Annotated in this window: 17 protein-coding genes and 2 pseudogenes; 11 read left to right on the forward strand and 8 right to left on the reverse strand. The window is 73.9% G+C overall.

The window, feature by feature from the left end; genetic code table 11:
• Positions 1 to 490: 490 nt before the first annotated feature.
• Positions 491 to 1531 (reverse strand): LacI family DNA-binding transcriptional regulator, encoded by a 1041-nt coding sequence (locus IE180_RS19300; RefSeq protein ID WP_190158133.1) that lies wholly within the window; start codon positions 1529 to 1531, stop codon positions 491 to 493.
• Between the two features lie 161 nt (positions 1532 to 1692).
• Here IE180_RS19300 and IE180_RS19305 point away from each other — a divergent pair, with 161 nt between their 5' ends.
• The 5 genes from IE180_RS19305 to IE180_RS19325 all read left to right on the forward strand — a co-directional run bounded on the left by IE180_RS19305 (position 1693) and on the right by IE180_RS19325 (position 5993).
• On the forward strand, positions 1693 to 2598 hold the full coding sequence (locus tag IE180_RS19305) for an ABC transporter substrate-binding protein (protein WP_268255471.1): 906 nt from the start codon (positions 1693 to 1695) through the stop codon (positions 2596 to 2598).
• The gene (locus tag IE180_RS19310) at positions 2598 to 3707 is read left to right on the forward strand and encodes an amino acid ABC transporter permease (RefSeq protein ID WP_190158134.1); all 1110 of its coding nucleotides are present in this window, start codon (positions 2598 to 2600) and stop codon (positions 3705 to 3707) included. The genes IE180_RS19305 and IE180_RS19310 overlap by 1 nt, the downstream gene beginning before the upstream one ends.
• A 5-nt stretch (positions 3708 to 3712) precedes the next feature.
• Complete coding sequence (locus IE180_RS19315) at positions 3713 to 4456, forward strand: amino acid ABC transporter ATP-binding protein (RefSeq protein WP_190158135.1); 744 nt, start codon at positions 3713 to 3715, stop codon at positions 4454 to 4456.
• Positions 4453 to 5226 (forward strand): type 1 glutamine amidotransferase, encoded by a 774-nt coding sequence (locus IE180_RS19320; protein ID WP_190158136.1) that lies wholly within the window; start codon positions 4453 to 4455, stop codon positions 5224 to 5226. Before IE180_RS19315 ends, IE180_RS19320 begins: the two co-directional genes overlap by 4 nt.
• A 422-nt stretch (positions 5227 to 5648) precedes the next feature.
• Positions 5649 to 5993, forward strand: a complete 345-nt coding sequence (locus IE180_RS19325; protein WP_190158137.1) for a YkvA family protein — start codon at positions 5649 to 5651, stop codon at positions 5991 to 5993.
• Between the two features lie 12 nt (positions 5994 to 6005).
• Here the strand turns inward: IE180_RS19325 and IE180_RS19330 are convergent, their stop codons facing one another.
• Genes IE180_RS19330 through IE180_RS19340 form a run of 3 tightly spaced genes read right to left on the reverse strand, consistent with a single transcriptional unit; the run spans position 6006 to position 9663 of the window.
• Entirely contained in the window at positions 6006 to 6812 is an 807-nt protein-coding gene (locus IE180_RS19330; RefSeq protein ID WP_190158138.1) for a phosphatase PAP2 family protein, read from the reverse strand.
• Positions 6813 to 6860: 48 nt separating this feature from the next.
• Positions 6861 to 7838 carry a YihY/virulence factor BrkB family protein gene (locus tag IE180_RS19335; protein ID WP_030692107.1) on the reverse strand — a complete coding sequence of 326 codons (978 nt, stop codon included), beginning with the start codon at positions 7836 to 7838 and terminating at the stop codon, positions 6861 to 6863.
• A complete protein-coding gene (locus IE180_RS19340; RefSeq protein WP_229860629.1) occupies positions 7804 to 9663 on the reverse strand; it encodes a bifunctional phosphatase PAP2/diacylglycerol kinase family protein in 1860 nt (619 codons plus the stop codon). The genes IE180_RS19335 and IE180_RS19340 overlap by 35 nt, the downstream gene beginning before the upstream one ends.
• A gap of 859 nt (positions 9664 to 10522) precedes the next feature.
• Between IE180_RS19340 and IE180_RS19345 the strand changes: the two genes are divergently transcribed.
• Positions 10523 to 11443, forward strand: coding sequence for a YihY/virulence factor BrkB family protein (locus IE180_RS19345; RefSeq protein ID WP_190158139.1), 921 nt, complete (start codon positions 10523 to 10525; stop codon positions 11441 to 11443).
• Here the strand turns inward: IE180_RS19345 and IE180_RS19350 are convergent.
• The gene (locus IE180_RS19350; RefSeq protein WP_190158140.1) at positions 11434 to 12651 is read right to left on the reverse strand and encodes a phospholipase D-like domain-containing protein; all 1218 of its coding nucleotides are present in this window, start codon (positions 12649 to 12651) and stop codon (positions 11434 to 11436) included. The two genes, IE180_RS19345 and IE180_RS19350, sit on opposite strands and share 10 nt — an antisense overlap.
• A gap of 281 nt (positions 12652 to 12932) precedes the next feature.
• Here IE180_RS19350 and IE180_RS36545 point away from each other — a divergent pair.
• Both IE180_RS36545 and IE180_RS19355 read left to right on the forward strand, forming a co-directional pair.
• A pseudogene (locus IE180_RS36545) lies at positions 12933 to 13105 on the forward strand (IS481 family transposase); the annotation flags it as partial.
• A gap of 181 nt (positions 13106 to 13286) precedes the next feature.
• On the forward strand, positions 13287 to 13703 hold the full coding sequence (locus IE180_RS19355; RefSeq protein ID WP_190158141.1) for a GNAT family N-acetyltransferase: 417 nt from the start codon (positions 13287 to 13289) through the stop codon (positions 13701 to 13703).
• A 580-nt stretch (positions 13704 to 14283) separates the two neighbouring features.
• Here the strand turns inward: IE180_RS19355 and IE180_RS19360 are convergent.
• Together IE180_RS19360 and IE180_RS19365 are read right to left on the reverse strand one after the other, a co-directional pair.
• Positions 14284 to 14507 (reverse strand): annotated as a pseudogene (locus tag IE180_RS19360) (IS5 family transposase); the annotation flags it as partial.
• Between the two features lie 113 nt (positions 14508 to 14620).
• On the reverse strand, positions 14621 to 14836 hold the full coding sequence (locus IE180_RS19365) for a DUF6243 family protein (protein ID WP_190158142.1): 216 nt from the start codon (positions 14834 to 14836) through the stop codon (positions 14621 to 14623).
• Positions 14837 to 15188: 352 nt separating this feature from the next.
• Between IE180_RS19365 and IE180_RS19370 the strand changes: the two genes are divergently transcribed.
• Positions 15189 to 17150, forward strand: coding sequence for an acyl-CoA dehydrogenase family protein (locus tag IE180_RS19370; protein WP_190158143.1), 1962 nt, complete (start codon positions 15189 to 15191; stop codon positions 17148 to 17150).
• A 286-nt stretch (positions 17151 to 17436) separates the two neighbouring features.
• Here the strand turns inward: IE180_RS19370 and IE180_RS19375 are convergent, their stop codons facing one another.
• Positions 17437 to 18375: a MurR/RpiR family transcriptional regulator gene (locus tag IE180_RS19375; RefSeq protein ID WP_190158144.1), complete on the reverse strand. Its 939-nt coding sequence runs from the start codon at positions 18373 to 18375 to the stop codon at positions 17437 to 17439.
• A 457-nt stretch (positions 18376 to 18832) separates the two neighbouring features.
• Here IE180_RS19375 and IE180_RS19380 point away from each other — a divergent pair, with 457 nt between their 5' ends.
• Together IE180_RS19380 and IE180_RS19385 are read left to right on the forward strand one after the other, a co-directional pair.
• Positions 18833 to 20089, forward strand: a complete 1257-nt coding sequence (locus IE180_RS19380) for an NAD(P)/FAD-dependent oxidoreductase (RefSeq protein WP_190158145.1) — start codon at positions 18833 to 18835, stop codon at positions 20087 to 20089.
• 459 nt (positions 20090 to 20548) lie between these two features.
• Positions 20549 to 21721: a lycopene cyclase family protein gene (locus tag IE180_RS19385; RefSeq protein WP_190158146.1), complete on the forward strand. Its 1173-nt coding sequence runs from the start codon at positions 20549 to 20551 to the stop codon at positions 21719 to 21721.
• Positions 21722 to 21730: the final 9 nt, after the last annotated feature.

A 21730-nucleotide genomic window follows, 5' to 3' on the forward strand; every position in this document is an offset into this window, starting at 1 on the left:
GGGCGGCGGACTGCTGCCGGTCGGGGGCCCACCGGGGGTCATCCACCGACAGGGCCGCAAGGCCCCGGTGGCTTGGCGCATGCCTCCATGCCGCGGCTTCGGATGGCCGGCTCACCGGTACCGGTGAGCCGGCGCCCCCGCCACGACCGTCGGTCACGGGTGCCGGGCGTCCGCCCGGCACCCTTCCCGTCCTCACGGAAGCGGACTGCTGCCGCCGGGAGGGGGACGCGGGAGAGGCGGACGTGCCGGGTGGAGCGCCTTGCGCGTGCGGTGAGGCGGAGGGGCGTCGAGGGATCTCGGTGGTGAAGCCGCCGCCGGCCCGGCCCGGCCCGTGCCCCTCCGGCTCGGCGCGGGTTCCGCCGGACCGTTCCTTCTGGGCTTGCCCGTCGCGGCACGCACGCCCGCGACGTCACGCGAGCAGGTTCGGTGACGATCGAGACGGACGGGTACGGGCCAGGCGTCCTCGGACGGCACGCGGCACGCCCACCGCTCAGCCCCGCCGCGTCGACTCCCCCGGGACGAGCCGGGACGGCACCGTGACCGGTTCGGGTTCGGCTCCCGTCAGGCGGTCGATGAGGACCGCCGCACAGGCCGAGCCGACCCGCCGGGGGTCGAGGCCGAGGGTGGTGAGGGCCGGCCGGGCGCCCGGCTCGGCCTCGTCCATGACGGTGACCATGAGGTCCCCCGGGATCGAGAGGCCCAGCTCCCGGGCCGCGGCCAACACCGCTTCGCCGTACGTGCGGTTGAGGGCGTGGACGGCGTCGGGACGGGTGGCGAGGAGGCGGCGGGCGGCGTCGCGGGCGGGTTCGCCGGGGGCAGTGCGCTCGACGGCGGCCGGGAGGTGCCGGGCGGCGCACCACTCCGCGTGGGTCTGCTCGCTGTCGAGGGTGAACGAGTCGAGTTCGGATCCGCTGAGCAACCCGATCCGCCGGGCGCCCGCGTCGTGCAGATGGTCCATCACCAGCCCGATGCCGGTGACGATGTCGCTCTGCACGTAGGGGAGTCCGGCGTGTGCCGGGTCGATCGGACGGCCGTCGGTGACGACGGCGAGGCCGCGGCGCAGGGCCTCGTCGATGACGGGGTCGCCGGCGATGGGGTCGACGACGATCAGACCGTCCATGGGGATGCGGGTCCACAGGTCCGTACCGGGGCCGACGGGCACGACGACCAGGGCGTAGTCGCGGTCGACGGCCTCGACCATGGCACCGGCGGTGAAGGCCGCGTAGTAGGGCCGGTAGGTGCGCTCCCAGGGCTCGGAGCTCTGGTGGCCGGCGGCGAGGCCGATCACTCCCGTGCGACCGGAGAGCAGGACCTGGGCGGCGGGGTTGGGGCGGTAGCCGAGCTCCTCGGCGATCTGCCGCACCCGCTCGCGGGTACGGGTGCTGACCTGGCCCTTGCCGTTGAGGGCGTGCGAGACCGTGGTGATGGAGAGACCGGCCGCCCGGGCCACGTCCTTGATTCCGACGGTGCGTCCGCCTTCGGCACCGCGCCCCGCTGCGGCCGTCCGGCCGGTGTCCTCGGGCCCGTCCATCGCCGGGTCCTCCTCACCCTTGACTCCCAAAACCTTTTGGGTCAGCATACTCGGCATTCCGCCACCCAAAAGGTTTTGGGAATCCCCTCTCCCCTCCCCTTCTCCTTCCTCCCCCCTCTCCCCCACCCCTTTTTCGCCCTCTCCGAGCCCCGGGAGCCCCCGTGCGCCGTCCCCTTCCCTCCCTCCTCCGATCGCCCGCCCGCGCCACCGCCCTGCTCGCGGCCGCCGCCCTCGCCCTCACCGCCTGTTCCTCCGCCCCCGGCGGTGACGCCACCAGCGCCGACACCAAGGCGCAGGGCAACCGCTACGGCGACTGCACGGTCAGCGGCAGGCGCGGCGAGCTGAAGCTGAAGACCGTCACCCCCGGCGCCCTCACCGTCGCCGGCGACCTGCCCTCCGCCGGATGGTGGAACGGCAACACCGTCGCCGACATCAAGAGCGGCTTCGAGTACTGCCTCGCCGCCGAGATCGCCCACCGCGCCGGCCTCGACACCCTCACCATCCGCAACGTCTCCTTCGACGCGATGGTCGCCGGCAAGGCTCGGGGCTACGACCTCGCGCTCGCCGAGGTGTCCATCACCGACGCGCGGCGCAAGGTGGTCGACTTCTCCACCCCGTACTTCGACTCCGACATCGGCGTCCTCGCCGAGCCGGGCTCCGTCACCTCCGCGAACATCCGCGGGCTGCGCCTCGGCGTCAAGCAGGCCACCTCCGGCGCGGCCTTCGTCAAAAACGAACTCAAGCCCGAGAAGCCGGTGTCCGTCTTCCCCGGCGACCCCGAGATGCTTGCCGCGCTCCAGTCCGGGCGCGTCGACGCCATCCTGACCGACACCGCGATCCTGCTCGGGCAGGCGGCGAAGTCCAAGGGCGCGCTCTCCGTCGTCGGCCAGTACGCGACCGGCGAGTCGTACGGTGCGATCCTGCCCGAGAACGGCCCCGACGCCGCCGCCCTCGACGGCCTCCTCACCACCCTGAAGCACGACGGCACCCTCGACCGCCTCTCCCGCGAGCACCTCGCGAAGGCGTTCGGCGGCGACCCGGCCGCCATCCCCGTCTGGAGCCTGTGATGAGCGCCGCCACCACCACCGCCAAGCCCCCCGTCACCGCTCCCCCGCCCTCCGTCCGACTCCCGCGCGCCCTGCCGCCGGCCGCGCTCGCCGTCGCCCTGCTCGTGTGCCTGGGCGCCGCCTGGACCGCCGCGGTCCTGTGGCGGGCCGCGCCCGCCGACGGCGCCTGGTCCTGGGCGCTGCGCACCGTGGCCGTCGCCGGTGGGCTCGGCGCGCTGACGGTGCTGAAGCCGGCCGGTCAGGCGGTACGTGCGGCCGCCCGGGCCCGTGGGGCGGCCGTCGACCGCTCGCGGCTCGCCGAAGCACGCGCGGAGGCGGCCGACGCCCGCGAGTCGGCCTGGGTCACGGTGGGGGCGTCGGCAGCGGTGCTCCTGCTGACCTCGCTCACGCTCTTCCTCCTCGCCAACGACCACGCCGTCCAGGCCACGTTCTTCAGCCCCGGGGCGATCGCGTCGAGCACCGCCGACGTCACCCGCGCCTTCGGCACCAACGTGTTCATCGCCGTGGCCGCCGAGGTCCTGGTACTCGTCTGGGGTCTGCTGCTCGCCGTCGCCAAGCTGGCCCCCGGCCGCGCCGGGCGCCCGCTGCGGCTGCTCGCCACCGCGTACATCGACGTCTTCCGCGCCGTGCCGAGCATCGTCGTCATCTACCTCATCGGCTTCGGCCTGCCGCTCGCCGAGATCCCCGGACTGAGCGCCCTCACCCCCACCTGGGCGGCGGTCCTCGCGCTCACCCTCACCTACGGCGCCTACGTCGCCGAGGTGTACCGGTCCGGCATCGACTCCATCCACTGGAGCCAGACCGCGGCCGCCCGCTCGCTCGGCCTGTCCCACTCCCGCACGCTGCGGCACGTCGTCGTCCCGCAGGCGGTGCGCCGGGTGGTGCCGCCGTTGCTCAACGACTTCATCGGACTCCAGAAGGACACCGCCCTGGTCACCGTCATCGGCACCATCGACGCCTTCAACCAGGCGCGGATCTACGCCTCCAACGACTTCAACCTCTCCTCCGTGACCGTCGTGGCCGCGCTCTTCGTCGTGATCACGATCCCGCAGACCCGGCTCGCCGACCGGCTGCTCGCCCGGTCCGGCACGGCTTCGAAGGGCGACTGAGAACCATGGCATTCCTCGAGATCGACGGCATACGGAAGTCCTACGGCGCCCACGAGGTGCTGCGGGGACTCGACCTGACGGTGGACCGGCATCAGGTGGTCACCCTCATCGGGGCCTCCGGCTGCGGCAAGTCCACGCTGCTGCGCTGCGTCAACGCCCTGGAGACCATCGACGCCGGGCGGATCGTCCTCGACGGGGACCCGGTCTCCGGGCGCGGCGTCGACGTGGACCGGCTGCGCCGGGACGTCGGCATCGTCTTCCAGCACTACAACCTCTTCCCGCACATGGACGTCCTCCACAACATCACCCTCGCGCCGACCGTCCTCGGCGTCCTGGACGAGGAGGAGGCCGAGGACCGGGCGACGGAACTGCTGCGCCGGATCGGTCTCGCCGACAAGGCGAAGGCGCTGCCCGACCGCCTGTCCGGCGGCCAGCAGCAGCGTGTCGCGATCGTCCGGGCGCTCGCGATGCGGCCCCGGCTGCTGCTCCTGGACGAGATCACCTCGGCGCTCGACCCCGAGCTGGTCGCCGAGGTCCTGAACATCGTGCGTGACCTCGCCGAGGACGGCATGACGATGCTCCTCGCCACCCACGAGATGGGCTTCGCGAAGGAGGTGGCGCACCGGGTGTGCTTCCTCCACCAGGGCGCCGTCCTCGAACAGGGCCCGCCGGAACAGGTCTTCGGCGACCCCCGGGAAGAACGCACCAAGGCGTTCCTGCGCCGCATCGTGGAGGCGGGACGACTGTGACGCACCTGTCCGCACACCCGGTCCTGGTGGTCCAGCACGAGGCCGACACCGGTCCCGGCCTGGTCGGCGAGCGGCTCCGCGAGGCGGGGCTCGATCTGCGGGTCCACCACCCGTGGCGGGGCGAGGAGCTGCCCGCCGACCTGTCCGGCTGGGCGGGCCTGCTCGTCCTCGGCGGCGCGCCCCACTGCGAGGACGACACCGCCGCGCCCTGGCTGCCGCGCGTCAGGGAGCTGATGCGGGAGGCCGTCGAGGCCCGCCTCCCGGTCCTGGGCATCTGCCTCGGCGGCCAGGTCCTGGCGCACGCCCTCGGCGGCCGGGTCGTCCGGCGTCCGCAGGGCCCCGAGGTCGGGGCCGTACCGCTGCGCCGACTGCCCGCCGCCGACGCCGATCCGGTGCTGGGCGCGGTGCCCGAGGGGGCGCTCGCGGCCCAGTGGCACTGGGACGAGGCCGAGTCGCTGCCCGACGGCGCGGTGCCGCTGCTGACCGGGGACGACTGCCCCCACCAGGCCTTCCGGGTCGGGCCCCGGGCGTGGGGCGTGCAGTTCCACCCGGAGGTCCTCGCGGACGCGATCGCCGACTGGGCGGAATCGGACGGACCGGCCGTACGGGCGGCCGGCGGCGACCCGGACGGTGCCGTCACCTCCGTACGGGAGGCGGAGCCCGGACTGCGCGCGGTCTGGGGCGCGATGGCCGGGGCGTGGGGCGCCGTCGTGCGGGAGGCCGCGGAGGCGGAGGGCGTCCGCGTCCCGGTGCCCGGCGTGCGCGAGTGAGGCCGTGCCCGGGGGCGCGGGAATGACGGGACGGTCCGTGCGCGGGCGTTCGTGTGCGCACGGACCGCAGGGGGGCAGGGGGGCGGTACCGCCCGCGGCCGGGGGGACCCGTCCGTCCGCCGACCACGAGTTCTCGGCGGACGGACGTCTCCGAACGGTCCTTACGGGCCTGAGCCTTCGCGGGGCCTCTGACCCACCCGCTCACCCCCGGGATCGCTCTCCTGCACGCCGCTCTCCTGCCCCGGTTCATGGATCCGCAGGCGGGTCCGGCCCGGGCACAACCGGGCGGCTCGGCAGTGTGCAGATCATCGTGGGGATCTCCGCGAACGCTCTGGTCGTGCTGGGCGCGGCACGGGTGTCAGGGTTTCCGGCCGCCGTCCGTGTCGCGGCGCAACCGGGGCGTTACGGGGTAGGAGAGCGGCATGGACAGCACCTTCTGGCTCGTCGTGGCCGTGGTTCTCGTGCTCGTGGTGGCGAGTGCCGCGGCCGTTCTGCTCGTGCGCGTGTTCCGCGCCCGCAAGATGCTCCTGGACGCCGGTGTCCCCTTGCAGTCCAAGGCCCTGTTCTGGGCGGCTGTGGTCTACACGATCTCGCCGATCGACCTCGTACCGGACCCGGTCTACCTGGACGACGTCGGCGTACTGCTGGTCGCCCTGCGGGCGCTGCACGCGGCAGCCGCCAGGAGCGGGGCGAATCTCGAGAAGCGGGCCGCGGCACCGGAGGAGACCTCGGCCGACGGGTCGGCGGGGACGCCGCCGTCGCGGTGAGGCAGGACCGCCTCACCGGGAGTCGGGGCGGCCCACCGGCTCCGGGGAGTCCGTCACGATCTCGGGCTCCAGGCCCTCGGTGGGAACGGTGCGGGAGCGGCCGATGTCACCGCGCCACGCTTCGAAGGCGAGCGTGGTGGCGGTCACCACCGCCAGTCCCAGCAGCCAGCCCCCGACCACGTCGCTCACCCAGTGCACTCCGAGCGCGACCCTCGTGTAGCTCACGCCGAGCACCGCCACCGCCGCCAGGATCCACGGCAGCGGCCGCCAGGCGCGCGGGACCAGGGGGAGCAGGACCAGCAGCAGGACGGCACAGGAGGTGGTGGCTGTCATGGCGTGGCCGGAGGGGAAGGAGAAGCCGGGCGCGTGGGCGACGGGGTCCGGCAGGTGCGGTCGGGCACGCTGGACCGCGTTCTTGACCAGCAGCCCCGCCAGCCCGCCGGCCGTCGCGGTGACGGCCGCCCAGGCGGCGAGACGGAACGCCCGCCGCCACAGGAGCCACGCCACCACCCCGGCCACCAGGAGCCGCATGGTCAGCGGCCCCCACGCGACGTGCGTGAGGAAGTCGAGCACGCGCACCCAGGCCGGACTGCCGAGTGCGGAACGGTGCAGCCGCTCGGCCACGTCCTGGTCGAGCCGGTGCAGCGGGACCCAGTGCGACTCCACCAGCACCAGGGCGAGGGAGAACGGGACGGCTGCCAGGGCGGTGAGGGCCGCGCCCGCCACCAACCGCACGCCGAAACGGGTGTCGGCCCGGCTCCGACCGATCGCGAGCCGTCCGAGACGGTGCCGCCGGGTCCGGGGGGAACGCTCGGTCATGGTCGGTACGGTTCCTTTCCGTCGGGGGGTTCGGGAGAGCCGGTCGGCTCAGACCCCGGGGTCCTCGGTGATCGGCGTCGCCACCCCCGCCCGTGCGGCCTCCAGCTGGGCGGCGAAGGAAAGGCCCAGGAACAGCGCGATCGAGGTGAGGTACGACCACAACAGCAGTGCCACGAACGCGCTCAGTGGCCCGTACACGGTGGTGAAGGAGCCTTCGGAGCCGACGTACAGGCTCAGTGCCCACGTCGCGCCCAGCCACAGCAGCAGGTGGACGGTGGCTCCGAAGGCGAGCCAGGTGTAGCCCGGTTGGGCGCGCCGGGGCGAGCGGCGGAAGACGGCACTGGTGGCGATCACCGCCAGCAGGATCCCCACGGGCCAGCGCAGCACGTCCCACGCTCGGGACGTGGCCGGCTCCAGGTGGTAGACCTCGATCAGGGCCCGGTTCAGGTCGGATCCGAGGACGGTGACGCAGAAACTCAGTCCGAGGGGCACCCCGGCCAGGACCGCCATCACCAGCCCACGGGCGTACTTGTGGAGGAACGGCCGGTCGCGTTCCACGCCGTATATGCGGTTCGCGCCGCGTTCCACCTGGCACATGCCCGTGGTGACGTTCGCGACGGAGAACAGCAGGCCGAGCCAGAGGGCGGCCGCGCCGCCCTCCCCGGCGTGCTGCCGGCTCTCCCGCAGGGCGTCGTCCACCACGTCCTGGCTCGGACCGCTGATCCGGCGGATCGTCAGTTCGGCGATCCGCCCGATGTCCTCGGTGTGCAGCACCCCGGACAGCCCGATGACGGCGATGCCCAGCGGAAGGATCGCCAGGACGGTCTGCAGGGCGAGAGCCCGGGAGTGACTGAACCCGTCGGCGTAACGGAACCGTACGAAAGAGTCCCGTACGAGGGCCCAGCCTCCGTATCGGCGGAGCGCGGCCCACGCCTCCTCCCCCGACAGGACGTCCCCCCGCAGACGGAGTTCGGCCTCCACGGCCTCGACCTCACTGCGCTGCGGTACGCGCGTCGCGGTGCCCACGTCCCCCTCCTTCTCCTCCGGCCCGTGCTGCCGGGACGTCCGGCCGCGCCGGGGTGCCTGCCCGTGCCGGAACGTCTTCCGGCGTCGGGGGAACCGCTCCCGCCGGGGCGTCCGCTCCCGCCCGAGCGCCTGCCCGTTCCGGGACGCCCGCCCCTGCCGGGGCGTCCGCCTCCGCCAGGGCCGGCAGGCACACCCGCAGCGCCCCCGGCTCGACCTCCGCGGTGAGCCGGGTGCCCGCGGGGAAGACGTCGCCGTCGAGCTCGCGCGGCTGGGGCCGTGCGAAGCGGAGGTCGATCCGGGTCGCGCCGAAGTACTCCAGTGAGCCGTGCGCGAGGGACCGGGGCCCCGCGGTTCCCGCGGTTCCCGCGCCGGACGCGCGCCGCCGCCGTCCGCCCGGTGCGCGCGAGGCGAGGTATCCGGCGGCGGCGAGCCAGCCGGCCACCCCTCGCGGGTCGAGCAGGACGACCTCCAGCCTGCCGCTGTCCGGCCGGGCGTCCGGCAGCAGAGGCAGCCCGCCCTGGAGGGTCCCGACGTTGCCGATGACGACCATGCGGGCTCGCCGCTCCAACGGGGCGCCCCCGTCCAGCCGTATCGACAGTCGCATCCGGGCGTCCCCCAGGTGCCGTACGGCCGAGACCACGTACGCGGCCCAGCCCAGCCTCTCCTTGAGGCGCGCCGAGGCGTCCCGGACCATGGCGGCGTCGAACCCGGCGCCTGCCATGACCGCGAAGCGGGTGGGCTCGATCCCGTCGCCCCGTATCCGTCCCACGTCGAGTCCGACGGCCTGCCCTCGGAGGGCCTCCCGCAGGGCGGCCACGGGGTCGGTCGGCAGCCCTAGGTTCCGGGCGAGGAGGTTCCCGGTGCCGCAGGGGAAGATCGCCAGGGGGATCCCGGTCCCGGCCACCACGTCCGCGCAGGCGCGTACGGTGCCGTCTCCGCCACAGACGACGACCAGATCGGGACGGCTCCCGCCGAGGCACGGGGCCAGGGCACCGGACGGGTCCCCGGCCGTCGTCTCCGTCCACCGCTGCTCCGCGTAACCGTGGTCGCGCAGCAGGGTCCGCACCCGGCCCGCGGTCCCGTCGTCGCAGGCGCGCGGGTGGCGCACCACCACGGCCCGCCGCGTGCTCCGCGCGGACGGGGCCGGGGCGGGGGGCGCCGCCTCCTCCGCGGGGCGCGGCAACAGGGCGGCCGCCGCGAGGGCCAGCGTGCAGGCGCCGTTCAGCAGCCCCGCCACCACGTCGGAGGTGTGGTGCATGCCCCGGTACACCCGGGAGAACGCCACGAACAGCGGAATCGCGAGGAGCAGCCCTGCCACGAGGTGGCGCCGAACGCCGTGCAGGCGCCGGGACGCGAGGACGGCCAGCCCGCCGAAGAGGGCGACGGAGGCCCCGACGTGGCCGGAGGGGAAGCTGGACGTCGGCGGCGCCGGGTCCAGGTGGGGCACGTCGGGGCGCTCGCGGTTCACGACGAGGGTGACGAGCAGGAAGACGGTGGACTGCGCGGCCACCGCCACGGCGAGGAAGGCCGCTTCCCGCCATCGGGGCGCGTGGGGCACCAGGAGCAGAACGACCGTGCACATGAGGGTGAGGACGATCACGCTCTCCGTGCCTGCCAGGAGGGACGCCCCGTCGGTGAGCGCGGTGGCCAAAGGGGTACGGCGGGCGGCGAGGGCGCGGTTGACGCCGTCCTCCGCCGACAACGGCCAGCGGTGTGCGAGGGGGCCGGTCACCAGCAGCCCCAGCGCGACGACCACGGCCGTCTGCACGGGCAGCCACAGGAGCGGACGGCCCGGTCTGGCTCCCGCCTCGTGTGAGTTCGTCATTGAGGCCGTGTTACCTGTCGGGCCCGGGTCATGCGCCCTCCGGACCGTTCCGGCCGTGACCGGGGCTCCACGCCGTCGTGGACGGAGGTCACGGCCGAAGCGTCCGACCGCCCCAACGGAGGTCACGACCGAAGCGTCCGACCGTCGCAGTCGCTCCCTCTCGGCGTCCGCCAGGTCCGCCGCCCCTCTTCGGCACCCTGCCACGAGGCGGTCACACGGCCGGCCGGGCCGGGCCTAGTCGGTCTGTTCCCCGGGTGCCGGAGTGCCCGGGCCGGCAGCCGGACGGGGCTCGCCCTGTTCGCCGGTGCCCTTCTGCCGCTCGCCGTCCTCACCTGCTCCGTCGGTCCGAGGGGGCTCGCCTCCGGTGCCCCGGATGTCCGGTGCGTCCGGCCCGGGTGCGGGCAGGTCCGGTGTGACGGCGTCGCGTGACGCCGGGACGGGGTCGGGAAGCTCTGGCTCAGGGGTGCTGTGCATCGGGGTCTCCTCACTCGATCCTGTACGGGTTCCCACCGCGGCTGCCCCTTTCCGCGCTCCTCATCCCTTCACGGGCGCCGGGCGTCGTCCGTCGGCGCGGCCCTGCGGCCCCGCGGCTCCGGGGCTCTGCGGCTCCGGGGCATCGGCCGTGGCTGGACGGCCGAGCGCACGGAGGGCGAGAAGACGGCCGGGGCTCGACCGGGCGGAGTGAGCGCCGTCGACGACGGCGAAGGGGACGGAGGAGGAGAGCGCCGTCGACGACGGCGAAGGGGACGGAGGAGGAGAGCGCCGTCGACGACGGCGAAGGGGACGGAGGACGAGAGCGCCGTGACGGCGGCCGGAGGGAACGGAGGATGAGAGCGCCGGCGCCGGGCAGGTGGGTACCGTGACGTCGAACACTCTCCGCACGCGCCGGAGCACTCCCGGAAACCGGCTCGCCGAGTCGCTGGGACGCGCCCGCTCGCACCTGTGGAGCACCGCCGTGCGCCTCTGGGACGACAACATCTCCGACTACGCCGCGGCCCTCACCTACTATGCGGTGCTGGCGCTGGTGCCCGCCCTGCTCGTCTCGGTCTCCCTGGTGGGGCTGGCCGGGACCGGCACCCGCGAGCGTCTGATCCGCGACCTCACCTCCTACGCCCCTCCCCAGTCGGCCCAAGTGCTCCGAGAGGCCTTGGAGGGCCTCACCTCCGCGCCGCCCTCCCTGTGGGCGCTGCTCGTCAGCGGGGTCCTGAGCGCCCTGTGGTCGGCCTCCAGCTACCTGGCGGTCTTCCGTCGCGCTCTGCACGCGATGCACCGGCTGCCCGACACGCGGCCGCCGCTGCGTGCGGCGCACGTCCTCGTCCTCACCGCCGGCCTGCTGTTGACCCTGCTCGTCGCGGGCGCCGCGAGCCTCGTCGCGACCGGCCCCGTGGCCCGTCGGCTCGCGGCGGCCGCCGGCTACTCGGGCGCGGACGCCATGGCCGTCCTGCGGTGGCCGGTGCTCCTGGTGGTCGTCACGGCGCTGATCCTCATCCTCTACCGGGCCGGGCCCGCCCAGGCCCGGGGCACGCGCCGGGGTTTTCCGGGCGGTGCCCTGGCGGCCTTTCTGTGGCTCGGCGCTTCGGCCCTGTTCACCCTCTACACGCGGTTCGGGACCTACAGCCGCCTCTACGGTTCGCTGGCGGGGGCCGTCGTCTTCCTCGTGTGGCTGTGGTTCAGCAACCTGGCCCTGCTCGCCGGCGCGCAGTTCAACGCGGTGCTCGCACGGGACGGGCGGCGGACCGGGGAGGCGTCGGCGGACGCCGAGGGGGTCTCCTACAGGTAGCGGCGGATGGGGAGCACGGCGGTCTCCCGGGCGCGCTGCAGCAGCGAGCGCCGCTTCCAGCGGTCCGGGCGGATCAGTTCGCTGACCTCGAGGTCCTCGTCGTAGTGCGCGTCGAGGGCGGCGGTGAACTCGGTGTCCATGACGGCGAGCATGACCTCCTCGTCGTGGTCGAGGGAGCGGCGGTTGAAGTTCGTGGAGCCGATCAGGGACACGACGCCGTCCATCGTGATCACCTTCGCGTGCATCATGGTCGGCTGGTACTGGTAGATGCGCACGCCGCAGGAGGTCAGTGCCTCGTAGCGGTGCTGCCCCGCCAGCTGGCACACCCGCTTGTCCGTGTGGGGGCCGGGCAGCAGGATCTCGACTTCCACGCCGCGGCGGGCCGTGGCGCAGAGCAGGTCGATGAAGTAGCCGTCGGGGGCGAAGTAGGCGGTCGCCAGACGGACCCGTTCCTCGGCCGATTCGAGGATCACGCGCATCAGGGTCTGCATGTCCTGCCAGCCGAAGCTGGCCGAGCCGCGGACCACCTGCACGATGGCGTTCCCGCTCGGGCGGTGGCTCACGAACCGGTCGCGCTCGTCGAAGAGTTCCGCATGGCATTCGGCCCAGTTCTGGGCGAAGGCGGCGGCGATGCCGTCCACGGCGGGGCCTTGGACCTCGACGTGCGTGTCCCGCCACTCGTTGGGGTTGCGCGCGTCTCCGCACCATTCCTCGGCGATCCCGACGCCCCCGGTGAAAGCGGTCCGCTCGTCGACCACGAGGACCTTGCGGTGGCAGCGGTGGTTCTGCTTGAGCGGCGACAGGTAGAGGGGCTTGCGGAACCAGGCGATCTCGACTCCGGCTCCGCTCATCCGGTCCAGCAGTTCCCGCTCGATGAGGCGGCTGCCGAAGCCGTCGAGCAGCAGCCTCACCCGCACACCCGCGCGCGCCCGGTCGGACAGGGCCACGGCGAAACGCCGCGCGATGTCGCCCCGCCAGTAGACGAAGGTCATCATGTCGACGGTGTGCTGGGCCCCGCCGATCGCGTCCAGCATCGCGGCGAAGATCTCGTCCCCGTTGCGCAGAGGGCGCACGGCGTTGCCCTCGGTCGCCGCCACGCCGATGAGCCGCTCCAGGCGTCGGCGTATGCGATGGGTCCGTTCGTCGACCGGGCCGCTGTCGGCGGTCGCGGTCGTTGCACCGCCGAACGGCGGCTCTCTGTCAGACATACCGGTACTCCTCCGTGGGGCCATCGGCGATCAGGATCACATACGACAGCATCGGGGACTCCGGCGCCAGATCCCGGGGTCGTGCGGGGCGGGCCACGCTCCGTCGGAGCGGCACGGGCTCCGGTCGCCGTCCGGACCGGCGGAGAAGCGGGCCCCCGGGCCTGGTCCGACGACGCGGCTGGTCGTCATCACCGGGCCGTGGCCCCCGGACGATCCTCCCTGCTCGCACGGTCGGCCGGACCCGCCTCACGAGCCGGTGCGTGAGGGTGGAGGCCTCGGACCGGGCCGAGGCGTTCTTCGCCGCCCACGGGATCACCAGGATCGAGCGGATCGTCACCGGCAACGGTGCCCGCTACCGCACCCACGGCCTCGCCCGCCTCCTCCGGAGCGCCCGCCATCAGCGGATCACCCCCTGCACGCCCGGCACCACGGCAAGGTGCAGAGGTACGACCGATCCTCTCCGAGGAGTTCCGCCAGGCCCGCGTGGGGACCTCGGAAGCCCGTCGCACCCTGTCGAGAAAGCGGCGGAAACCAGAACGGTGGGGTTCCGAAGGCCGTGGAGCCGGATTCGGTGCCGGGACCGCTCGCCGGCACAATGACCGCCCCCCGATGCCTGAACGTGTCAGGATCCTCGAATGGAGATCCGTCGTGTCACTCAGGCCGAGGCGGTCAACGCCGCCGGGCATCTCTTCGACACCGCCCCGGGGCGGGAGGCCACTGAACGGTTCCTGACGGACGAGTGCCATCACCTCCTGATCGCCTACGTGGAGGACGTCCCGGCGGGGATGGTCACCGGTGTCGAGATGACCCATCCGGACAAGGGAACCGAGATGTTCCTGTACGAGCTGGGCGTGGACGAGTCGTTCCGCGGGCGTGGCGTCGGCCGGGCCCTGGTGTCGGCGCTCGCGGACCTGTCACGTGAACGGGGCTGCTACGGCGTGTGGACGATCACGGACGAGGAGAATGCGGCGGCACTGGCGACGTACCGCCGCGCCGGCGGCGCCCCGGAAGCGGGACAGGTGGTGCTCACGTGGACGTTCGATCGGCCGTAGACCGACGCAACGGATGCCCTTCCCGCACCAGGTGGCCGACGCCCCGGCGTTCGGTCGACCCCCTGGGACGTGCGGGTTTCCGTCACGTCGACCTGGTGGCCGAACGCGTGCAGGTCCGCGAGGTCCGTGGTGACGAGGGAAGACGGCCGCCGCGGATCGTCCGCCGGGGCAGCGGGTCGGTGGCGGCCCGGCGGCGGGCGCAGAGGGTGCTGCCGTCCGAACGGATTTCCCTTGCGTGCGGGCTGCACGCCGGCGCGAGCACGGCGTCCTGACCCTCGTCCTGAGCGAGGTCGACGACATCGACGCTGGTCCAGCACCTGGCTGCCCGGCGGTCTCCGGCCCCTCCCCGACCCGGACGCGGCCGACGAGCAGCGAAGACCCCGCGTCTCGGGGAATCTCGGCCGGCCGCCTTGTCGCCGGGCGCCTGCCCGGTCGGCCACGGCTCCCCAGGTGGCACCGTCCCTGCCGGCCCGGTGGACCACGCGCCACACCGTCCCAGGGGCGATCGCCGCGATCCGATGTCCCACAGTCTCCCCCTCGGCAACGGAGCATGGGATTCCATCAGCGAGTCCCCGCGAAATCGGGCCTTGTGGTCCTCGCGGTCGAATGCCGGAGGCCGCCCGCCGGCCTTTCCGCGCCGTTCGCGGTGGGCGGCCCGGTCGGCCGGCTCCGGGATCGTGGAGCGGATGCCGCGCTTTCGCAGGTGGTCCCGGTCGGCGCGGGAGGAGCACGCCTTGTCGCCCCGCACCCACGGGGGCGGACGCGGGGACGGCCGGGCCCGGTGCGGGGCACCCGGGTGTCCTCCGGGCGGTCGGCCGAGGGCCGGGCCGAGCGCGTCCGGTACGGCAGCGGGGCCCGGACCGCGCATCGCGGTCCGGGCCCCGCCTCTTTCCGTGCCGCCCCGCGGCGGCGGTGCGTCAGCTCCGTGCGGTGTCGTCGCCCGTCTGCCCGGCGCTCTCGGCCACGCCCGTCTTCTCGCGCATCTTGCGCACCAGCTCCGCCTTCTTGTCGGCTGCGCCCTTGCGGTCGAGGTTGCGGTGCGGACCGTGGTTCTGCCGTTCGGCGCGGGACAGCCTCTTGCGCTGGCCGCCGCCCTGGCCCACGGGGTTGTTGATGTTCTTGCTGTCGGTCACGGGTTCTCCCGGTGGTGATGTGAAGTGAGCTGGGGATCCATCGGTGGGGGGGGACGGGCGGCGGCGTCGAAGGACGTCAGCGGGGCCCGTCACGCTCTCACTCGTACATCGGCGTCTGGAAGAACATGACAAGGACGTTACCCTGTCCCGTCAGGCCCGCCCACCCACCTCTTCGCCGCTCCGGCGTCGACCGGGCCTTTGACCGTCGTCCCCGTCTCCTCCTCGGCCGCACGGCACCGGGTCTTCTTCCGGGCGGTCCGGCTCCGCGTCACGGGGGCCGGGTTCCCATAGGCTCCGCTCCGTCGCGTGATCATCGCCGGTTGATCCGCACCGGCCGGGGTAACGGAGGGCCATGGCACCCGACGACGCTTCTGCCGCAGCGAGCGGCTACACGCAGCCAGTGATCGACGTCGAAGCCCTGGCGGCCCTCCTCGACGGCGAGCACGCCGGGATCCGCGACCTCGTCCGGACCAATCTGGTGGCTCACTCTTCCGTGTGGGAGGACGCCGAGCGACTCGGCATGGACGCGTTCCGCGAGCGGGTGCGCGACATCGTGGTCGAGATGGCCGGGACCGGCCAGACCGGCATGGGCTTCCCGGCGGCGTACGGCGGCGGCGGTGACGTCGGCGCCTCCGTCGCCGCCTTCGAGACCCTCGCCTTCGGCGATCTGTCGGTGTTGGTCAAGGTCGGTGTGCAGTTCGGTCTGTTCGGGGGCGCGATCCTGCACCTGGGCACCGCGCGCCACCATGACGCCTATCTGCCGGACCTGGTCGCCGGGCGGCTTCTGGGCTGCTTCGCGATGACCGAGACCGGGCACGGCTCCCATGTCCAGGCGCTCGGGACGGTGGCCCGGTACGACGCCGAGGCCCAGGAGTTCGTCGTCACCACCGAAGGCGACGCCGCCCGCAAGGACTACATCGGGAACGCGGCCCGCCACGCCGAGCTGGCGGTCGTCTTCGCCCAGCTGGAGGTGGGCGGGGAGTCCCGCGGCGTGCACGCGCTCGTCGTGCCGCTCCGGTCCGGGGGAAAGGTCCTGCCGGGTGTCGAGATCGAGGACGACGGCCGCAAGATGGGCCTCAACGGCGTCGACAACGGCCGGATCCGCTTCGACGGGGTCCGGGTGCCGCGCGAGGCGCTGCTCAACCGTTTCGCCGACGTCACGCCCGAGGGCGCGTACGTCAGTTCCATCGACAATCCCAACCGTCGCTTCTTCACCATGCTCGGCACGCTCGTCCAGGGCCGGGTCTGCGTCGGCGGCGCCGGGGTGAACGTCGCCAAGGTCGCCCTGGCTCTCGCCGTCAAGTACGGCGCGCGGCGGCGCCAGTTCGAGGTGTCGCCGGGCGGCGAGGAGCGGCTCCTCCTGGACTACGGGCTGCACCAGCGCCGGCTGCTGCCGCTGCTCGCCCGCACGTACGCGCTGCACTTCGCGCAGGACGTCGCCCGCCGACAGCTGCACGACGTCTTCTCCGGTCACGAGGACGACCCGCAGGCGCGGCGGCGGCTGGAGTCGCGGGCCGCCGGCACCAAGGCGCTCGGCACCTGGCACGCCACCCGTACGGTGCAGGAGTGCCGCGAGGCGTGCGGGGGTGCCGGCTATCTCGCGGTGAACCGCTTCGCCGCGCTCAAGGCCGACAGCGACGTCTTCACCACCTTCGAGGGCGACAACCACGTGTTGCTCCAGCTCGTGGCGAAGGGCCTGCTCACCGACCACGCCGGCGAGTTCGAGGACCTGGACCAGCTCGGCGTGGTCCGCTACGTCACCGGCCTCGCCGTCGAGACCGTCATCGAGAAGGCGTCCGTCCACAAGCTCCTGGAACGGGTCCGCGACCTGCTGCCCGGCGGCGACGAGTGGGACCGGGAGTCCGGGCTGCTCGACTCCGAGTACCACCTGGCCATGCTGCGCTACCGCGAGGAGCACATGCTCGCCGGGCTGGCCCGCCGGCTCAAGCGCGGAGTCGACCGGAAGCGTGATCCCGGCACCGTCTTCTCGCAGGTGCAGGACCATGTGATCGCGCTCGCCCACGCGCATGTCGAGCGTCTGGTGCTGGAGGCGTTCGTCGACGCGTTCCGGTCCCTGCCCGAAGGCGGCAACAGGGCGGCGCTGGAGCTGCTCTGCGACCTGTTCGCGCTGTCGACGATCGAAGCGGACCGGGCTTGGTTCATGGAGCACGGCCGGCTGACCGTCCAGCGGTCCAAGGCGATCAGCCGCGAGGTGAACGACCTCTGCCGCAAGGTCCGGCCGCTGGCCGTCGACCTGGTCGACGCGTGGGGCGTCCCGCCCGAGATGCTGCGGGCGCCGGACCTGCTGGGCTGAGAGCGGGACGGCTCCCCCGCGAGAGTCGGGCCGTTCGGGCGCGGCTCTGTGGGGCGGCTCCGATCCAGGGGTCGACCGGAGCCGCCGCAGAGCACCTGCGACAACGCGGTGCGGGCCGCCGGGACGTCGGGGCCGTCCGAGGAGGAGGGGGCGGCCTTCGATGTCCGTTCGGCCCGTGGGGCCCCTTCAGTAAATATATATACCGCCAAGTAGGCAAGGGCATGAAAATTTTCATGCGGAACGATCATGCGGAGAACGGAACCCCGCCCGGGCATGCGGGCCGGTTTCAGTCGTCCAGGAAGAAATCGTGCTGTTCCGCCGCGTGCTCGTACTTCTCCAGCCGAGCCTGCGTACGCTCCGGGTCCGCGTCCGCCATGGCCTGGAGGACGCCCGCGGACAGCACCCCCGGCGCGGCGTAGGAGTCGAAGACGAGCCGCGAGCCCGTGCCCGCGGTGAACACCTCATCGGCCTCGTCGGCCAGCGGCCCGAGCGCGGGGTCCGTGATCAGCGCGACGCGCAGCCCGACACCACGGGCGGCACGCACGACGGCGAGGGTCTCCTTGGCGTGCCGCGGCATCGCGAAGGCCAGCACCCACGTGCCGCCCGCCTCGCGCGCCTGGAGCAGCCCGTCGTAGGCGACGCTGCCGCCCCGCGTCACCACCCGGACATCGGGGTGGATGCGCCGCGCGGCGTACGCGAAGTACTCGGCGAGGGAGGCCGAGATGCGCAGGCCGACGACCGTCAGGGGGACGGACCGGGCCAGCGCGCGGCCGATGCCGACGATCCGGTCGGGGGCCGCGAGGGAGCGCCGCAAGGACGTCAGGTTCTCGATCTCGGCGTCGATCGCCGACTGGAGTTCGTTGCGGTGGCGCTCCTCCCCCTCGCCGGGCGCACCGGCGACCGCGCTGAGCGCGATGGGCTGGAGCGCCTCCCGGAGCGCGGGATAGCCGCTGAACCCCAGCGAGGAGGCGAACCGGGTCACGGACGGCTGGCTGACCCCCACGCGCTCCGCGAGCTCGGTGATGGACAGGAACGCCGCCTCGGTGAGGTGGTCGGTCAGGAACTGGGCGATACGCCGCTGCGCGGGAGACAGCCGGTGGCCGTCGAAGAGCGCCCGCACCCGCTCGACGGGGGAGGCCGTCGCCACCTCGGGGGCCGCCTCGGACGAGCGCCTGCCCGACGTGATCGCCGCTGCCTGTGCACGCTCCTGCTGCCCGGATGCCACGGGGTGTCTCCTTCTCGTCTCGCTGCCGCCCAAGATAGTTCACCCGCGCCTGGCCCCCGTGAGCCCGCGGCACCTGCCCGTCGGCGCCGTGCCATGGCACCACCGTGCGCGCGGAGGCCTGTCCGACTGTGCGTCAACCTCAAGGGGGGGGGACGCCCCCGCGCCGGTGTCGGCCCCGTCGGTGGCCGGCGGGTCGGTGATTCGGTGGTGGGGTGCGCCGTCGCGGACTTCCGGGGCGTGGTCGGGCTCCGTGGCGATCGCGGTCGGACCCCGTGGCGATCGCGGTCGGGCCCCGTGGCGATGGCGAGGTCTTCCGTGGCGAGCCGGCTCCGGAACCCGCGGGCCGTTCTCGCATCCGTCCGGCGGGGCGCGGGTGAATCCCCTGTCGAGCGGCACTTCACGGAGCCGAAGCCGACGGGGGCCGCGGTGCGACCGAACCCCCCGGAAAGAGGACGGCATGAAGAGGACGACGGGCGGCACGCGGTACGACGCGGTGGTCGTGGGTGCGGGGGCCGCGGGCCTCGCCTGCGCCGGTGACCTCTGCGCGGCGGGGCTGCGGGTGCTGCTCCTGGAGGCGGGCGACGGGGTCGGCGGGCGGATGCGCACCGACCGCGTCGCGGGCTTCACCGTGGACCGGGGCTTCCAGGTCTTCAACACGTCGTATCCGCAGGTGAAGCGGCGCTTGGACCTGAAGGCGCTGCGGCTGCGGCCGTTCACGCCCGGGGTGCTCGTGCACACCGCGGACGGGCTGCTGCGGTTCACCGACCCGAGCCGGCGCCCGAAGGAGAGCCTGGACGTGCTGTCGGGAGGGCTCGCGTCGGGTCGCGACCTGCTGGCCCTCGCCGCCCTGTCGGCCCGGGACGCCCTGGCACCGGCGTCCGTGGTGCGGCGCGGTGCCGACGGAACCACGCTCGACGCCCTGTCGGCGGCACACGTGTCGCCGCGGCTGGTGGAGACGTTCTTCCGGCCGTTCCTGTCCGGGGTCTTCCTGGAGGACCGGCTGGAGACCTCGGCGCGCTTCTTCCACCTGGTGTGGCGGAGCATGGTGCGCGGCACCCTGTGTCTGCCGGCCGAGGGGATCGGGGCGGTGCCCGCCCAGCTCGCCGCGCGCCTGCCGCAGGACGTGCTGCGGATCGCGGCCCCCGTCTCCGCCGTGACGCCCGAGGGCGTGGCCCTCCTGGACGGACGCGAGGTGCGGTCCGGCACGGTCGTCGTCGCCACCGGGCAGCGGGTCGCGGCGCAGCTGCTCCCGGGGCTTCGCGTGCCGGACGGCCGGACCGTCACCACGCTGTACCACGCGACCTCCCGGCCGCCTCTGGAAGAGCCCGTGCTGGTCGTCGACTCCCGGCGCAGGTTCCTCAACACCTGTGTCCTCACCGCCCTCCAGCCCGGCTTCTCCACCGACGGCCGGGCGCTGGTGGCCACCTCGGTGCTCGGCTCCCCCGGTCCGACGGACACGGACGCCGTCCTGAAGGCCCTGGGCGAGGTGTACGGCGCGGAGACGACCGGTTGGGAGCCCGTCCACCGCGTCACGGTCACCGACGCCCTGCCGGCGATGCCGGGCCCGACGCCGCTGTCCCGGACCGTGCGGTGGGCTCCGGGCCGGTACGTGTGCGGTGACCACCGCGCGACCGGATCCGTCCAGGGCGCGCTGGCGTCGGGGGCGCGGGCGGCCCGCACGGTCCTGGCGGACCTCCGCGCGGGCGCGGTCTGAGGGGCGCGTCCGTCGGCACGGCGCCTTCCCCGTGACCGGGGCGGCGCGGCTGCGCCGGGCGGCGCGGGACGGAGAAGACGAGGTGGGGCGGAGAAGAAAGAGGTGGGGCGGACAGAACGGGGCGGAGAAAACGGGGGGCACCACGGCGCGGCTGCATCCGCGGAGGCCGGGATGGGGGAAGCCTGGTCCGGACGGTCCTCCCGGGCGGGCGGGCCGGACGGGCCTCCCCAGGGGGTGTCTTGTCGATCGGACCGGATCAGGGAGCGGCGTCCGGTGCCCGGGGCTTCCCGGGCCCTCCGGGGGACGTCTCGCAAGGCGGAGGAGGGAGCCGACGCGGGGCGTCGGCGACCGACGACGACGCGGCGAGGCGCGGTGCCGGGCGCCGCGATCCCGGCCCGATCGGCAAGCCGCCCCCGGGGCCGGGGCGTCCGACGTCGAGAACGGAGCGGGCAGGGGACCATGACGCACAGCAGCGACATCGTCGTCGTCGGCGCGGGAGCCGCCGGTCTCTCGCTGGCCTGGCGGCTGCTCGACCCGCCGCCCGGTGTCCGGGCCCCGGAGGTGGTGCTCGTCGACGCGCCCGCCGGCCTGCGGTCCCCCGAACGCACCTGGTGCTACTGGGAGGCCGGAGCGGGCGACTACGACCCGCTGCTCACGGCGAGCTGGCGACGGCTCCGGGTCCGCGCCCCCGACGGCAGCGGCCCCGCCCGCGACCTCGGCGGGCTGCGCTACAAGATGCTGCGCTCCGCCGCCTTCGAGCGCGGGCTCGAGCCGCGCCTGGCCGGAGTGCGCAGGATCGAGGCCGTCGTCGAGCGCGTCGCCGACCGGCCGTACGGCGCCGAGGTGGTCTGCCGTACCGCCGACGGCTCCGTCCGCACCCTACGCGCCCGCTGGGTGTACGACTCGCGCCCTCCCGCCGTGCCGCCGCCCGCGCGGGTGGCGCTGCTTCAGCACTTCCGGGGCTGGTTCGTCCGGTGCGAGCGCCCCGCTTTCGCCCCCGGGACCGTCGAACTGATGGACTTCCGCACGCCCCAACCGGAGCACGGCCTCTCCTTCGGGTACGTCCTGCCCCTCAGCCGGCACGAGGCGCTCGTGGAGTACACCGAGTTCGGCCGGTCGCCCCTTCCCCGGTCCTCGTACGACGAGGCGCTGCGCCACTACACGGAGCGCGTGCTCGGCCTGGGGCCGTACCGGGTGACGGCCACGGAGCAGGGGGCCATCCCCATGACCGACGGCAGGTACGACCGTCGGCCGGGTCGGCATGTCTTCCGCATCGGCGCGGCCGGCGGGGCCGTGCGCCCCTCGACGGGGTACGCCTTCGCCGCGATCCAGCGGCAGTCCCGCGCGGTGGCGGACGCCGTGCACGCGGGCCGCACGCCCGTGCCGCCGCCCGCCCATCCCGCAAGGATCCTCGCCATGGACGCCGTCCTGCTGCGCGGGCTCGACACCGGCCGCATCGACGGGCCCGCCTTCTTCACCCGGCTCTTCGAGCACGTGCCCGCCGCCCGCCTGATGCGCTTCCTCGACGGCACGACCCGCCCCGCCGAGGAGTTCGCCATCGGCCTGCGCACTCCCGTGCTCGCCATGCTCCGCACCGTCGCCGAACTGCCCCTGCTCGCCCGCCGCACCTGACCGAGACCT

The sequence above is a fragment of the Streptomyces litmocidini genome, from assembly GCF_014649755.1.
GTDB lineage: Bacteria > Actinomycetota > Actinomycetes > Streptomycetales > Streptomycetaceae > Streptomyces > Streptomyces litmocidini.

Excerpts from the sequence above, each read along its gene's own strand:
- IE180_RS19340 (WP_229860629.1), bottom strand. The coding sequence starts at position 9,663 with ATGACGAACTCACACGAGGCGGGAGCCAGACCGGGCCGTCCGCTCCTG.
- IE180_RS19315 (WP_190158135.1), top strand. The coding sequence starts at position 3,713 with ATGGCATTCCTCGAGATCGACGGCATACGGAAGTCCTACGGCGCCCAC.
- IE180_RS19385 (WP_190158146.1), top strand. The coding sequence starts at position 20,549 with ATGACGCACAGCAGCGACATCGTCGTCGTCGGCGCGGGAGCCGCCGGT.
- IE180_RS19325 (WP_190158137.1), top strand. The coding sequence starts at position 5,649 with ATGGACAGCACCTTCTGGCTCGTCGTGGCCGTGGTTCTCGTGCTCGTG.
- IE180_RS19330 (WP_190158138.1), bottom strand. The coding sequence starts at position 6,812 with ATGACCGAGCGTTCCCCCCGGACCCGGCGGCACCGTCTCGGACGGCTC.
- IE180_RS19355 (WP_190158141.1), top strand. The coding sequence starts at position 13,287 with ATGGAGATCCGTCGTGTCACTCAGGCCGAGGCGGTCAACGCCGCCGGG.
- IE180_RS19310 (WP_190158134.1), top strand. The coding sequence starts at position 2,598 with ATGAGCGCCGCCACCACCACCGCCAAGCCCCCCGTCACCGCTCCCCCG.
- IE180_RS19300 (WP_190158133.1), bottom strand. The coding sequence starts at position 1,531 with ATGGACGGGCCCGAGGACACCGGCCGGACGGCCGCAGCGGGGCGCGGT.
- IE180_RS19370 (WP_190158143.1), top strand. The coding sequence starts at position 15,189 with ATGGCACCCGACGACGCTTCTGCCGCAGCGAGCGGCTACACGCAGCCA.
- IE180_RS19380 (WP_190158145.1), top strand. The coding sequence starts at position 18,833 with ATGAAGAGGACGACGGGCGGCACGCGGTACGACGCGGTGGTCGTGGGT.
- IE180_RS19350 (WP_190158140.1), bottom strand. The coding sequence starts at position 12,651 with ATGTCTGACAGAGAGCCGCCGTTCGGCGGTGCAACGACCGCGACCGCC.